Source organism: Marinobacter sp., assembly GCF_048269445.1.
Taxonomy (GTDB): domain Bacteria; phylum Pseudomonadota; class Gammaproteobacteria; order Pseudomonadales; family Oleiphilaceae; genus Marinobacter.
The window spans coordinates 617,778-630,508 of the sequence record NZ_JBLXIQ010000002.1 but is presented as its reverse complement, the minus strand read 5'-3'; the positions used below and the strand labels follow the sequence as shown (position 1 = coordinate 630,508).

The 12,731-nt window shown below is 56.6% G+C and carries 14 protein-coding genes and 1 other RNA gene; 12 read left to right on the top strand and 3 right to left on the bottom strand.

Features of this window, described 5'->3' with window-relative positions:
- The first annotated feature begins 44 nt into the window (after positions 1 to 44).
- The 6 genes from rpsI (at position 45) to ACN0XM_RS06240 (ending at position 4,475) form a co-directional block, all read left to right on the top strand.
- On the top strand, positions 45 to 437 hold the full coding sequence (rpsI, locus tag ACN0XM_RS06265) for a 30S ribosomal protein S9 (protein WP_117619609.1): 393 nt from the start codon (positions 45 to 47) through the stop codon (positions 435 to 437).
- A 242-nt stretch (positions 438 to 679) separates the two neighbouring features.
- The gene (gene petA, locus ACN0XM_RS06260; protein WP_417566050.1) at positions 680 to 1,273 is read left to right on the top strand and encodes a ubiquinol-cytochrome c reductase iron-sulfur subunit; all 594 of its coding nucleotides are present in this window, start codon (positions 680 to 682) and stop codon (positions 1,271 to 1,273) included.
- Positions 1,273 to 2,505 (top strand): cytochrome b, encoded by a 1,233-nt coding sequence (locus ACN0XM_RS06255; RefSeq protein ID WP_417566049.1) that lies wholly within the window; start codon positions 1,273 to 1,275, stop codon positions 2,503 to 2,505. The genes petA and ACN0XM_RS06255 overlap by 1 nt, the downstream gene beginning before the upstream one ends.
- A complete protein-coding gene (locus tag ACN0XM_RS06250) occupies positions 2,505 to 3,260 on the top strand; it encodes a cytochrome c1 (RefSeq protein ID WP_417566048.1) in 756 nt (251 codons plus the stop codon). Before ACN0XM_RS06255 ends, ACN0XM_RS06250 begins: the two co-directional genes overlap by 1 nt.
- A 109-nt stretch (positions 3,261 to 3,369) precedes the next feature.
- Positions 3,370 to 3,999 carry a glutathione S-transferase N-terminal domain-containing protein gene (locus ACN0XM_RS06245; protein ID WP_417566047.1) on the top strand — a complete coding sequence of 210 codons (630 nt, stop codon included), beginning with the start codon at positions 3,370 to 3,372 and terminating at the stop codon, positions 3,997 to 3,999.
- A gap of 59 nt (positions 4,000 to 4,058) precedes the next feature.
- Positions 4,059 to 4,475: a ClpXP protease specificity-enhancing factor gene (locus ACN0XM_RS06240; RefSeq protein ID WP_417566076.1), complete on the top strand. Its 417-nt coding sequence runs from the start codon at positions 4,059 to 4,061 to the stop codon at positions 4,473 to 4,475.
- Positions 4,476 to 4,518: 43 nt separating this feature from the next.
- On the opposite strand, the gene ACN0XM_RS06235 is transcribed toward ACN0XM_RS06240, so the two are convergent.
- From ACN0XM_RS06235 to ACN0XM_RS06225, 3 genes are read right to left on the bottom strand one after another with little or no spacing between them, the layout of a single operon-like run.
- Positions 4,519 to 5,109 carry an SIS domain-containing protein gene (locus ACN0XM_RS06235; protein WP_417566046.1) on the bottom strand — a complete coding sequence of 197 codons (591 nt, stop codon included), beginning with the start codon at positions 5,107 to 5,109 and terminating at the stop codon, positions 4,519 to 4,521.
- Between the two features lie 11 nt (positions 5,110 to 5,120).
- Entirely contained in the window at positions 5,121 to 5,486 is a 366-nt protein-coding gene (locus ACN0XM_RS06230) for a YraN family protein (RefSeq protein WP_417566045.1), read from the bottom strand.
- A 17-nt stretch (positions 5,487 to 5,503) separates the two neighbouring features.
- The gene (locus tag ACN0XM_RS06225; RefSeq protein WP_417566044.1) at positions 5,504 to 7,435 is read right to left on the bottom strand and encodes a penicillin-binding protein activator; all 1,932 of its coding nucleotides are present in this window, start codon (positions 7,433 to 7,435) and stop codon (positions 5,504 to 5,506) included.
- A 75-nt stretch (positions 7,436 to 7,510) separates the two neighbouring features.
- Here ACN0XM_RS06225 and rsmI point away from each other — a divergent pair, with 75 nt between their 5' ends.
- The 6 genes from rsmI (at position 7,511) to ACN0XM_RS06195 (ending at position 12,730) form a co-directional block, all read left to right on the top strand.
- On the top strand, positions 7,511 to 8,407 hold the full coding sequence (gene rsmI / locus ACN0XM_RS06220) for a 16S rRNA (cytidine(1402)-2'-O)-methyltransferase (protein ID WP_417566043.1): 897 nt from the start codon (positions 7,511 to 7,513) through the stop codon (positions 8,405 to 8,407).
- A 54-nt stretch (positions 8,408 to 8,461) separates the two neighbouring features.
- Positions 8,462 to 8,812: RNase P RNA component class A (gene rnpB / locus ACN0XM_RS06215), an RNA gene on the top strand.
- A 305-nt stretch (positions 8,813 to 9,117) separates the two neighbouring features.
- On the top strand, positions 9,118 to 9,570 hold the full coding sequence (gene mraZ, locus ACN0XM_RS06210) for a division/cell wall cluster transcriptional repressor MraZ (protein WP_417566042.1): 453 nt from the start codon (positions 9,118 to 9,120) through the stop codon (positions 9,568 to 9,570).
- Entirely contained in the window at positions 9,567 to 10,550 is a 984-nt protein-coding gene (gene rsmH, locus ACN0XM_RS06205) for a 16S rRNA (cytosine(1402)-N(4))-methyltransferase RsmH (RefSeq protein ID WP_417566041.1), read from the top strand. The genes mraZ and rsmH overlap by 4 nt, the downstream gene beginning before the upstream one ends.
- Before the next feature lie 2 nt (positions 10,551 to 10,552).
- Entirely contained in the window at positions 10,553 to 10,957 is a 405-nt protein-coding gene (gene ftsL / locus ACN0XM_RS06200; protein WP_417566040.1) for a cell division protein FtsL, read from the top strand.
- A 33-nt stretch (positions 10,958 to 10,990) separates the two neighbouring features.
- Positions 10,991 to 12,730 carry a peptidoglycan D,D-transpeptidase FtsI family protein gene (locus ACN0XM_RS06195; RefSeq protein ID WP_417566039.1) on the top strand — a complete coding sequence of 580 codons (1,740 nt, stop codon included), beginning with the start codon at positions 10,991 to 10,993 and terminating at the stop codon, positions 12,728 to 12,730.
- Position 12,731: the final 1 nt, after the last annotated feature.

The following is a 12,731-nucleotide window of genomic DNA, read 5'->3' as shown; positions in this document are numbered from 1 at the left end:
CAGCCCAGCAGCCCAAAGAACTCGACATTTAACGGAAGGCGGATATGTCTGTAGCACAAAATTACGGTACTGGTCGCCGCAAGACATCCACGGCTCGAGTCTTTATCAAGCCGGGAAGCGGTAATATTTCCATCAACGGTCGCTCTATCGAAGACTTCTTCGGTCGTGAGACACTTCGGATGATCGTTCGTCAGCCGCTTGTGGTTGCTGAATCTACCGATCGTTTCGATCTTAATATCACCGTTAAGGGTGGTGGTATCAGTGGTCAGGCTGGCGCCATCCGCCACGGTCTGACTCGCGCACTGATGGATTATGATGAAACTCTGCGCCCAGCTCTGCGCAAAGCGGGTTATGTTACCCGTGATGCTCGCGAAGTTGAGCGTAAGAAAGTGGGTCTGCGCAAGGCGCGTAAGCGTCCTCAGTACTCCAAGCGTTAATATTGTTGGAGCAGATCCTGGAAAACCCGGCCCTTTCGGCCGGGTTTTTTTATGTTCGGACGATTTGTCAGCAAATTGATCTGGAACAGGGATGAGGCGCCAGTCGCGGCTTTCCGACTTGTAAGCACCTGGTAATTTCATTACCATTTGGGCGCTTATATTTTTGGGTTGTGAAGTCCTTTTAGATGCACATTGCCGGCTGTGTTGCGGGCTGTGACATCGCCTGATGGGAGAAAACCATAATGAGTAATGGCGACGTGAGCCAAGGCCGGCGCCGGTTTCTGATCGGTGCTACGTCTGTGGTGGGTGGAGTCGGCGTCGTCGGTGCGGCCGTCCCTTTCGTGGCATCCTGGAACCCCAGTGCCAAAGCGGAAGCAGCGGGTGCACCGGTAACCGTCAATATCAGCAAGATTGAACCGGGCCAGCAGATTACGGTCGAGTGGCGGGGTAAGCCGGTCTGGATTATCCGCCGCACCGAGCAGATGCTGGCAAATATTGAGAAGCTGAACGAGGAAGTGAGAGATCCTCAGTCCCAGGCGCCTCAGCAGCCACCGTACATCGACGGTATCTACCGGGCCCTGAAGCCCGAAGTAGCGGTTCTGGTTGGTCTTTGCACCCACTTGGGTTGCGTTCCGAGCTATCGTCCGGAAGTGGCCCCGGAAGATTTGGGGGAAGACTGGCTGGGCGGTCTGTTCTGCCCGTGTCACGGCTCCAAGTACGATCTCGCCGGCCGGGTTTATGACGCGCAGCCTGCTCCCCTGAACCTTGAAGTGCCGCCCTATCGTTACGACGATGACGTGACCTTAACGATTGGTCTTGACCCGGAGGCAGCGTGATGCAGAAGCTCATTAACTGGGTAGACGAACGTCTGCCGATTGTTGACGCCTGGAACAAGCACCTGGCCAAGTATTACGCGCCGAAGAACTTCAACGTGTGGTACTTCTTTGGCTCCCTGGCCATGCTGGTACTCGTTAACCAGTTGGTTACGGGTATCTGGCTGACCATGAGCTACAACCCGACCTCGGAGGGGGCCTTCGCCTCTGTTGAGTACATCATGCGTGATGTCCAGTGGGGCTGGTTGCTGCGTTATCTGCACTCGACCGGTGCATCGGCCTTTTTCATTGTGGTCTATCTCCACATGTTCCGGGGGCTGATGTACGGCTCCTATCAGAAGCCCCGTGAGCTGATCTGGCTCTTCGGCATGCTGATCTACCTGGTGCTGATGGCCGAAGCTTTCATGGGCTACCTGCTGCCTTGGGGCCAGATGTCCTACTGGGGTGCCCAGGTAATCGTTAACCTGTTTGGTGCTATCCCCGTGATCGGTGAAGACCTTTCCCTGTGGATTCGTGGCGATTACCTGATTTCAGGAATCACCCTGAACCGGTTCTTCGCTCTGCATGTGGTGGCGCTGCCGATCGTGCTATTGGGCCTGGTGGTGCTGCACATCCTGGCGCTCCACGAAGTGGGGTCAAACAACCCTGACGGTATCGACATCAAGAAAAACAAAGATGAAAACGGCATTCCGAAAGACGGCATTCCGTTCCATCCTTACTACAGCGTGCACGATTTGGTGGGCGTTGCGGTGTTCTTCTTCATCTTTTTTATTGTCGTGTTCTTCTTCCCGGAGATGGGTGGCCTGTTCCTTGAGAAGCCCAACTTCCAGCCCGCGAATCCCTTGCAAACGCCAGCGCATATTGCACCGGTATGGTATTTCACGCCCTTCTACGCCATGTTGCGAGCTGTAACGGTGGATCTTTTCGGCTTGCCCGCGAAGTTCTGGGGTGTTGTTGTGATGGGCGGAGCGATTGCAATTCTCTTCGTCCTGCCATGGCTGGACAGAAGTCCGGTTCGCTCCATCCGCTACAAGGGCTGGCTGAGCAAGATCGCTCTTGCGGTTTTTGCGGTGAGCTTTGTTGTGCTCGGCTATCTCGGCCTGGTGCCTGCAACTGCCGGGCGCACGACCGTTGCCCAGATCCTGACGGCGGTGTACTTCCTCTACTTCATTCTGATGCCGTTCTACACGCGCATGGAGAAAACCAAGCCAGTTCCAGAGAGGGTGACAGGATAATGAGAAAGCTGATCTTTGGTCTTTTCATCGCAATCCTGCCGGCCCTTGGGCTGGCTGCTGGTGGGGCGGTTCATCTGGATCCGTTCGAGTCAGATCACACTGATAACGCGTCGCTCCAGCGTGGTGCGGCGACGTTCACCAACTACTGTATGGGGTGCCACTCCATGGAATACGCCCGCTACAAGCGGGTCGCCGATGACCTGGAGATTCCGGTTTCATTGTACGAGGAGAATCTGATCTTCACCGGTGCCAAAATTGGTGAGCTGATGAAAAACTCCATGAACAAGGATATGGCCGCCGCCTGGTTCGGTGCGCCGCCGCCCGACCTGACCCTGGAGACCCGCCTGCGTGGTGAAGCTTGGGTATACTCTTACCTGCGTGGCTTCTACAAGGACGAGTCCCGCCCGCTTGGTGTCAACAACGTTGTGTTCCCGGCGGTAGGTATGCCACACGTGATGGTCGGGCTTCAGGGCCTCTGTGCTGTGCCGCCGAACATCGGTGTTGAGCCCAGTGTTGAGCCGCTCAGTGGTAATGTCAATAATGCCGATGTCTGTCCTGAATACGCAATTGAGGGCAGCATGACAGGAGCCGAGTTTGATCAGGCCATGTACGACCTGACCAACTTCATGTCCTACATGGCCGATCCGGTCAAGCTGGAGCGTGAGCGCCTGGGGATTTTTGTTCTGATCTTTGTTGCTATCTTCTTTGTGTTCGCTTATCTCCTCAATCGTGAGTACTGGAAGGACGTACACTGAGAAATAGGGTATAATATCGTCCCCTGAGTTCCAGCGGGCAATAACCGGCCCGCTGGATTTTTGCGTTTTTTCAGGATCATTTCGGTTTGTTTACTCGTGAGGTAGTTCTATGGGCGTTGTGACCAAGCGGTCATCAATGACGTTTTTCTCGGATCCGGCCAGCCATTACAGCCATAGGGTGCGTATCGTTCTGGCAGAGAAGGGTGTTACCGTTGATATTGTTGATGTGGACCCGGACAATCCGCCGGCCGAACTGGCCGACCTGAACCCATACAACGCCCTGCCGACACTGGTGGATCGTGACTTGGTGCTTTACGAGCCCAACATCATGATGGAGTATCTCGACGAGCGTTTTCCTCACCCGCCGTTATTGCCGGTTTATCCGGTTGCACGAGCCAATAGCCGGCTGATGATCCATCGCATTCAGAAAGACTGGTGTGGTCTGGTCGACCAGATTCTGGCCCAGCCAAACGCCAAGGCCTCCGAGGCGGCGCGCAAGGAACTGCGGGAAAGCTTGCTGGCAACGGCGCCGCTGTTCGGTGAAATGCCTTTTTTCCTGTCCGAAGAATTTACCATTGTGGATTGCTGCATTGCGCCGATTCTATGGCGTCTTCCGGCATTGGGCATTGACCTTAGCGATAAGCAGGCCAAGCCGCTGCAGAAATATATGGACAGTATTTTCAGCCGGGAAGGCTTCAAGGCAAGTCTGTCTGATCTGGAAGAAGACATTCGCAGCTGATTTGGAAAAGTTCCGCTGGTCGGAGCAGGAGAGTGGTAGTGGCTGAGAGCAAAAACACCATGACGTCCAGCCGTCCGTACCTGGTACGTGCTTTCAATGAGTGGATTCTGGACAATGACTGTACGCCCTACATTGTGGTGGATGCAGGCATTCAGGGTGTACAGGTGCCGACCGAGCATGTGGCGAACGGGCAGATTGTTCTGAACATCAGCTCGGGCGCAGTACGTGGCCTGGTTATTGGTAACGGTGCGCTGGAGTTCAGTGCCCGTTTCGGAGGTGTGCCCATGCAGGTGTTCATACCTCTGCAAGCTGTTATGGCGATCTATGCGAAGGAAAACGGGGAAGGTATGGTGTTCGGCAGTGAGCCTGGCTCACCGGACCCTGATGGCGGTACCCGCGAGCGCGACGGAGAGCAGTCCCCTTCCGGGCAGGAGGATCGGCCCTCAGGAAGGCCTACGCTCAAAGTGGTGAAGTAACGAGCTTTTCCTGTTCCAGAAAGCCAGCGTAAGCTGGCTTTTTTTATCCTCCGAAAAGCTTGCCATCGATCAGTCCGCACAGCGCATTAATGATCAACAGCAGCAGGGGCGTCGCCTCAGTCGGGCTCAGATTGTTGAGCGCGATCTCGTGGTCCTCGGGATGCATCAGAGAGGTAATATCGGATTTCTCCCTGGCACTGAGGACAACAACGCTCATTTCCCGGTCATGGGCGGCCTGGATGGCCTGTATGAGGTTGGCTTTGTGGCCGTCGTCAACGATTACAAGCAGCAGGTCTCCCGGTTTCCCGATGGCTCTGACTTGACGGGAGAAGGTGTCGTTGAACCGGTTGTCGCGACAGATCGCCGAGTAGGTGGTGGCGTCTGCACCCAGGTTAATGGCCGGCAGAGCGGGCCTGTCCTGTTCAAACCTGTTAAGAAGCGAGGTGCAGAAATACTGAGCCAGTATATTGGCGTTGCCGTTGGCGCAGGTGACGATTTTTCCGTCCTGGAGCAGGGTGGCTACGAAGGCGTCCGCAACGTCCTCAATGGCAGGGCCTGCGGTGCTTGCCGCCTGAGCGGTATGCTCCATGTGACTTGCGAACCACTGGTTAATCTGGTGTTCTGTGTCGGTCATCGTCAGTATCACTATCTTGCCAGAATTGCATTCCTGATCCATTGTACCCGGTATTTTTTGATGGTACCCGGGGTGATCGCAACCACATCAATTCGTGAGACGCTATTCCAGAGTCCGTGCCTGTGCAGATAAAAGGAAACCGCTTTTATCAGTCTCTGCTGTTTCGGATAATTGATGGAGCTTGCGGGGTCGACGAGGCTGCCGGGCCCGCGGTAACGAACTTCAAAGAAGACCAGTGTTTCGCCATCACGGCCGACCAGATCTATCTCGCCGCCGCGATTATAAACGTTACGCTCAACAATCCGGACGCCGCGACTCATGAGGTAGCGGGCCGCAACGCCTTCGAAGTGATTTCCCAGGGCTTTTGTGCCATCCATGGCGATTGAATTGTTCCTTAGTTCTGCCCGGTGATCGGCATTGGCTCACCCTGGGAGTTGGTGTCGGCGACCTCCGGTTCGAGCTTCGGAAGAAGTTCCGGTGTTCCGTTCCGGAATTGTGCCCAGAGCTGTTCCCGGTGGATACTGCCTTCAGATGTCATGGTCAGAACACCTGTCTGCCCTGCGATCGACGCGCTTTCGACCTGTCTGAGCAGGGGTAATCGTTTGCTGAGGTGCCAGGCATCTGCGCCCATGGCAAACAGTCTGCCTGGTTGGCCCCGGGTGCCTGACATGATCTCCGTGGCCCTGGTTCGAAGTTCGTTGTCATCGCCGAGAACCCAGGGAATGTCGGTGAAAATAGCGCCGTTTAGATCACGGTCCCGGGATGGCGATGGGGTGCCTTCGTAAATGATAGAGGGCGAATAAACGGGCAGATCGCCTCCGAAATAGAAGGCAAAGAGCGGGTTGAACTGGCGGGCGATGGTGGGTTCTGCAACCATGACAATGGCATCCGCATCTTGACGACGGCGAGGCTCGAATTCAACGTCTATGCCAATGGTGCGTTCGACCTGGATAGCCCGGTCACGGGAGACGGTAATACCGAGTAGGTCGGCTGTTACCGCCCTGAGATTGTCTTCCCTGAAGAAGCGTTCTGTATCCAGGGCAACACCATCAGAGGTGGACAGCCGCTGCAGGAGAGCTTGTTCCACCCGGTCGCCCCATTCACCCTGGGGGATAAGCACCAACACCTGGCGCAGCCCTTCGGCTAGCAATCTGTCGGCTATCTGGCGCGCTTCGTCTTCGGCTGAAAGGCCAAACTGATAGAGGCCATTCGGTGCCTGGGTCCCGGATGGCAGGTAGTTCAGCCCCAGAGCCGGTATCGGTAGAGTATTCATGGCACCCAGTCCGGCGAGGGCCTCCTTCTCAAGAGGGCCGACTACCAGGTCAATATCCTGTTCCGAAAGCTCGCGATAAAGTTCGCCGAACGGCGTGTCGGAGGTATCGAAGATCCGGATGTCGGTTTTAATGCGATTAGCGGAGTCATCCAGGTAGTAGGCGGCAAGAAAACCGTCCCGAATCGCTTTTCCGGCCGTTGCCAGCGGGCCTTTGAGGGGCAGTGCCAGTGCGATTTTCTCGGGCCGGCTATCGGCCATTGTCGCGATAAGCCGCAGGTCGGATGGCAGCACCTGTGCGGCTGGGTGCCCTGGCCAGTTGTTCTGCCAGCTGCGTATGATTCGGCCCTGCTCATCGATGCCGATATCGGGTGCTCGTACAATGCTTGCCAGCTCCAGCCAGCCCTGGGCCTCATAGCCAATGGCATCTGATGAGGCCGAACCCAGCTCTCCATCAGACACTTGTTCCAGTAATGACCAGACCCGATCATGAATCTGCTGTGCATCGGCCGTAGTGTCGGTCTGAGCCAGTAATATGAGGGTCATGGCCGCAGACAACGGATTCTCCGCAAGGGCGAAGGTGTCTGCTTGCAGATTTGCTGCCCGTACCATCAGGTTTGCCGGGTAGTCGATGAAATCAGAAGGCGACATTTCACTGGCAAGTTCTTTTGCCCAGGATTGATCGTCAAGCGCTGTTGCACTTGCCATGGACAGAAGCCGTTTCTGGTTATCAAGCGCTGGTACAGGTTGCGCCAGTCGCTCACTTTGCAGTAGCGTTCGGGCTGCCTCGTGGTCGCCCTGATCCTGGAATCGGCTGGCAATTCTTAGCAGGTAGGCCTGGGCCGTCTCGAGGTTGTCTTCCCTGCTGGCCATTTCAAGGGCCTGATCGGCAGTTTGTGCGATGTGCGAATCAAGATTGACGCTGGCACAGCCGGCGGAAAAAAGGGCGGCGGCAAGAACGCTGGCCAGGGCTCGTTTATGGATGCGGGTCTTTATCATGGCAAGCTCGATATACTCCGGATTATTGGGCTTGTAGCGCCAGACTAACGGTGGCAAGTTTAACAGCTCCGGGGTTAATTCACATGACGTAACTGTCACGGTCCGGGGGTTGGTATCAATGAGGCAGCAACTTTGAAGAATGTGGTCAGTGATTTTTCCTCCGGGGTCAGCCGGGAAGGGGCTTCCGTCGGAACGCTTTTTATCGTTGCTACACCCATTGGCAATCTCGATGATATGTCTCCGCGCGCAACCCGGGTTCTGGCGGGTGTTGATGTGGTAGCTGCTGAGGATACCAGGCACAGTGGTCGACTGCTGAACCATCTGGGCATTCAGAAACGGCTCATTGCACTGCATGATCATAACGAAAAAGACCGTGCCGCCAGTATACTGGCGGAACTTGAAGCGGGGCGGGATGTGGCTCTGATTTCCGATGCTGGCACTCCGCTGATCTCCGATCCGGGCTATGTGCTGGTCCGCGAGGCCAGAGCCGCTGGATTCGTGGTCAGTCCCATTCCGGGGCCCTGTGCGCTGGTAACCGCGTTGAGTGCTGCCGGGTTGCCCACAGACCTGTTTTTGTTTGTAGGATTTCTGCCTGCAAAACGTTCCGGCCGCCGCGCAAGTCTTGAGTCTTTATCCCGTGAGGTCGCGACTCTGGTCTTCTACGAATCGCCCCACCGGATCCTCGAATCGGTGCGGGATATCGCGGAGGTTCTGGGGTCTGATCGGGAGATGGTGCTTGGCCGGGAAATCACCAAGACTTTCGAGACCTTCTATTCAGGTGCAGTGCACGAGGTTCTGGCGGAGCTGGAGCTGGATCCCCATGGCACCCGTGGCGAGTTTGTGGTGATGATCCGTGGTGCAGAACCCCGCGCTGTCGATAGCGATGCGGCGACACTGGATGTTGATAGAGTCCTGAAGGTGCTGCTGGCGGAACTGCCGGTAAAGACAGTGGCAAAAATGGCCGCCGAATTAACCGGGCTTTCAAAGAACGAGCTTTATCAGCGCGCTCTTGGGCTGAAGGATGCCTGAGTGCCTGTGGCAGTTTCGCTTGCAAGCCCGTAGAGGCAGGAGTATCGTCACGCCCGAGCTCGCCAGACAGTCGCCGCCGGTTTTACCGGGGGAGGAAAGTCCGGGCTCCATAGGGCAAGGTGCCAGGTAACGCCTGGGCGGCGTGAGCCGACGGAAAGTGCAACAGAAAGCAGACCGCCTAAGCGCCTTCGGGCGCCGGTAAGGGTGAAACGGTGCGGTAAGAGCGCACCGCGTGGCTGGTAACAGTCCACGGCGATGGTAAACCCCACCTGGAGCAAGACCAAATAGGAATCCAATGGCGTGGCCCGCGCTGGATTCGGGTAGGTTGCTTGAGGCCTGTGGTGACGCAGGCCCTAGATGAATGACTGTCCAAGACAGAACCCGGCTTATCGGCGAGCTCACTCTTTTATTCCCTTCATGTAAAGTCTGTCATTCTCAACAGATGTCTTTTATAGCCAAAAAATCTTAAACCTCACTTGTCTTCTTTAGACTATTTTGCAGGTGTTTGATTTTGCTTCTTTTCTTTTTCGTAATCTCACCATTTTATTGAATCCGTCTCTGTAACCTCTTGTCATAAAAGGAACTTTCCCGCGTGTGGCGCTGTTTGCGGCGCTTGCATTGTGTATTGCGTGTTTCTATAGTGTGCGGAAGTGGGAAAAAGTGGTTTCTAGTGGTTTTTTGTGGATTTCAGGCACCCAGAGACAGTGTGAATGAGTAATTTTCTCGGCAGTCATGCCATCAATATGGATGTGAAGGGTCGCCTGGCGATCCCCGCCAAGGTGCGCGAACAGCTCGCGCAGGCCTGTGGTGGTCGCATTGTATTGACGGCGAATGCCGACGAAGAGCGCTGTTTGCTGGTCTATCCCGAGCCCGAATGGGAAATCCTGAGGCCCAAGATTGAGGCCCTTCCCAATATGAACAAGGCGGCCCGCCGCCTGCAGCGTCTGATTCTGGGTAATGCTGCGCCCATGGAGCTGGACTCGGCCGGGCGCATCCTGATTCCCCCGACACTGAGAAGCTACGCCCATCTGGAGAAGAAGCTGATGTTGATCGGGCAGGGCAAAAAGTTCGAGTTGTGGAGCGAAGAGCGCTGGTTCTCTTGGCTGGATGAGCCCTCCGATGACGACGAAATGCCGCCAGAGATGGGGGCGCTGTCTCTATGACCTCCGGTCGCGAGCAGGAGGCCGGGGCGGCATATTCGCATCGCTCGGTGCTCCTGGACTCGGCGGTCGACTATCTGGTCAACGACCCCGACGGATACTACGTGGATGGCACCTTTGGACGGGGTGGTCACAGTCGCCTGATTCTTGGGCGTCTTGGCGAGGCGGGCCATTTGCTGGGTATTGATAAGGATCCCGAGGCTATTAGAGCGGCCCGGGAACTCGAAGCACAAGACAACCGCTTCCATTGTTTCCATGGGTCTTTTGCAGAGCTGGATTCAGCGGTCACCGGGCAGGGCTGGGAGTCGGTCAACGGAGTGTTGCTGGATCTTGGTGTCTCGTCACCACAACTGGATGACGCATCTCGTGGTTTCAGCTTCATGCGCGATGGCCCGCTGGACATGCGGATGAACACCGAGCAGGCGCCTAGCGCTGCCCAGTGGCTGGCAACGGCAGAAGAAGCCCAGATAGCCGATGTGATCTGGCGGTATGGCGAGGAGCGCTTTTCCCGCCGTATTGCCCGACTCCTGGTTCAGCGCCGACAGGAAACGCCTGTTGAGACGACTCGCCAACTGGCAGAGCTGGTCAGCGAGGCAGTACCAAAGAAAGAGAAGCACAAGCACCCCGCGACGCGGACCTTCCAGGCGATCCGGATCTTCATTAACCGGGAACTGGAAGATCTCGAAATCGGCCTCAGGGCGGCGGTCGACCGACTGGCAACGGGTGGTCGGCTGGTGGTCATCAGCTTTCATTCGCTTGAAGACCGGCTGGTCAAGCGGTTTATGCGGGATCTGGCCCGTGGGCCCCAGATGCCCAAAGGTGTGCCGGTGACCGCAGAACAGGAAGCATCCGACTTCCGGCTTGTTGGCAAGGCCAGTAAGGCCGGTGCCGACGAAGTAAGTGACAACGTACGCGCCCGCAGTGCAGTCATGCGGGTGCTGGAACGCACTGATATCAGAAAAAACTCGCAGGGGAGCGCGTAATCATGGGCGCGGTAGCCATTGAAGAGCCGGTTAAGACGGCAAAGTTGAACAAGCAGAAAGTCCGGGACGGCGTAGCAACGGCTGTTCGGATCTCACGGCAGGTTTTTGATGCCACGAGGCAGGGCAAGGTCCTGGTGTCTCTCGCTCTGGTAGTGTTGCTGGTTGCTTCCTCCATTGGTGTTGTCGTGAGCGCTCACGAAAACCGTGAACTTTTCAACACGTTGTCGCAGCTTCAGGCGGGACGGGATAGATACCAGAGTGAGTGGAGTCAGCTTCTGCTTGAGCAAAGTGCCTTGAGCGCTCATGGCCGGGTGGAAAGTCTGGCAGCAGAGCGTTTCAACATGGTGGTGCCAGGGCGTCAGGACATTGTGCTGGTACCCCTGATGTCTCCGGTTGCTAGTCAGTAACCGACGATAACAACAACGTTCAGGGTGATTGACGTGTCCGATCAGGGAAAGAAGACAACATGGGGCCAGCGTTTGGCGTCCGGGCTGGCCGCCTGGCGCTTTGGCTCCGTGCTGGGCGTCTTTCTGCTGGTTATCGGGGTGCTGGGTTGGCGCCTGGTCGACCTGCACGTGGTCGACAACGATTTTCTGCGCAAGCAGGGGGATGTCAGGACCATCCGGGTTGAGACCATCGACGCTCATCGAGGCGTTGTTACCGATCGATACGGTGAGCCTTTGGCAGTCAGCACGCCGGTGCAGACTATCTGGGCCAACCCTTCGGAGGCCGATCCCTCTGAGCCGCGCCTGACCAATCTTGCCCGGCTGCTCGACATAAGTGAGGCCTCCCTGCGTGAGCGGCTGAAGGAGTATTCCGGTCGCGAGTTCATTTACCTGCGCCGCAAGGTTCAGCCTGATCTTGCCAGACAGGCACTCGCTCTGGATATTCCGGGAGTGTATGCGCGGCAGGAATACCGTCGTTACTATCCCGCAGGCGAAGTGACGGCTCACGTGGTCGGTTTCACGAATATCGACGAGCGTGGCCAGGAAGGTATAGAGCTGGCCTTTAACCAATGGTTATCCGGCGAATCCGGCCGCAAGCGGGTTCTCAAGGATAACCGGGGCAGAATTATCAAGGACCTGACTCTGATCCGGGATGCCAGCCCCGGGCGCAATTTAGCGCTCAGTATTGATCTGCGCCTTCAATATCTGGCTTACCGTGAGCTCAAGGCGGTAGTTGCCGCCCACAATGCCCGCGGTGGCACGCTGGTCATGCTGGATGTCGATTCCGGTGAGGTTCTGGCAATGGTGAATCAGGGGTCCTACAACCCCAATGACCGCAGCCAGCTGGCTGCGGAAAATCTTAGAAACAAGGCAATAACCGACCTGTTTGAGCCGGGCTCGACCATGAAGCCCATAACGATGGCAGCAGCGCTGGAATCTGGCAAATATACGGTCAACAGCAGTGTTGATACCAACCCGGGTTACCGGAGTTTTGGACGTTTCACCATCCGCGATCATCGCAACTATGGCCTGCTCAGTGTGACTGACATTATAGTCAAGTCCAGTAACGTCGGGATCAGCAAGATTGCCACGGTGCTCGGCGGTGATGTGATCCGCGATATATACGCGCGACTGGGCATTGGTCAGCCGACCGGGATCGGCTTCCCCGGGGAAGCCGTAGGGGTACTGCCCGCGCCGCCGAAGTGGCGGCCCGTGGAAGAGGCGACCCTGTCCTATGGTTACGGTATGAGCGTAAATGCTCTTCAGCTGGCGCAGGCCTATATGGTGATTGCCAACGGTGGCGTGCGTTACCCGCTGAGCCTCGTAAAGCGGGAAGAGAAGCCCGAAGGGCGACGGGTATTGTCCGAGCAGGTTTCCTACGAGGTCCGCAATATGCTCCGACAAGTGGTTTCACGTGGCACGGGAAAGCGCGCCCAGCCCGGCTTCTACTCTGCCGGGGGCAAGACCGGCACGGTTCACCTGGTTGGCGCCCAAGGCTACGAGGACAGCCAGTACAAGGCCATTTTTGCCGGGATGGCCCCGATTGATAACCCCAGGTTGGTTACGGTTGTGGCCGTTGATGCGCCGCAGTCCGGTGAATATTACGGCGGGGAAGTGGCAGCGCCGGTGTTCGCCAGGGTGATGAGTGACGCACTGCGACTGCTGAATGTGAAGCCTGAACTGGACGTTGGGGCGGTGAAAGCTGTTTCTCCAGCGCCCGGGGATCGAGGATAAA

Excerpts from the sequence above, each read along its gene's own strand:
- rpsI (WP_117619609.1), top strand. The coding sequence starts at position 45 with ATGTCTGTAGCACAAAATTACGGTACTGGTCGCCGCAAGACATCCACG.
- petA (WP_417566050.1), top strand. The coding sequence starts at position 680 with ATGAGTAATGGCGACGTGAGCCAAGGCCGGCGCCGGTTTCTGATCGGT.
- ACN0XM_RS06255 (WP_417566049.1), top strand. The coding sequence starts at position 1,273 with ATGCAGAAGCTCATTAACTGGGTAGACGAACGTCTGCCGATTGTTGAC.
- ACN0XM_RS06250 (WP_417566048.1), top strand. The coding sequence starts at position 2,505 with ATGAGAAAGCTGATCTTTGGTCTTTTCATCGCAATCCTGCCGGCCCTT.
- ACN0XM_RS06245 (WP_417566047.1), top strand. The coding sequence starts at position 3,370 with ATGGGCGTTGTGACCAAGCGGTCATCAATGACGTTTTTCTCGGATCCG.
- ACN0XM_RS06240 (WP_417566076.1), top strand. The coding sequence starts at position 4,059 with ATGACGTCCAGCCGTCCGTACCTGGTACGTGCTTTCAATGAGTGGATT.
- ACN0XM_RS06235 (WP_417566046.1), bottom strand. The coding sequence starts at position 5,109 with ATGACCGACACAGAACACCAGATTAACCAGTGGTTCGCAAGTCACATG.
- ACN0XM_RS06230 (WP_417566045.1), bottom strand. The coding sequence starts at position 5,486 with ATGGATGGCACAAAAGCCCTGGGAAATCACTTCGAAGGCGTTGCGGCC.
- mraZ (WP_417566042.1), top strand. The coding sequence starts at position 9,118 with ATGAGTAATTTTCTCGGCAGTCATGCCATCAATATGGATGTGAAGGGT.
- rsmH (WP_417566041.1), top strand. The coding sequence starts at position 9,567 with ATGACCTCCGGTCGCGAGCAGGAGGCCGGGGCGGCATATTCGCATCGC.
- ftsL (WP_417566040.1), top strand. The coding sequence starts at position 10,553 with ATGGGCGCGGTAGCCATTGAAGAGCCGGTTAAGACGGCAAAGTTGAAC.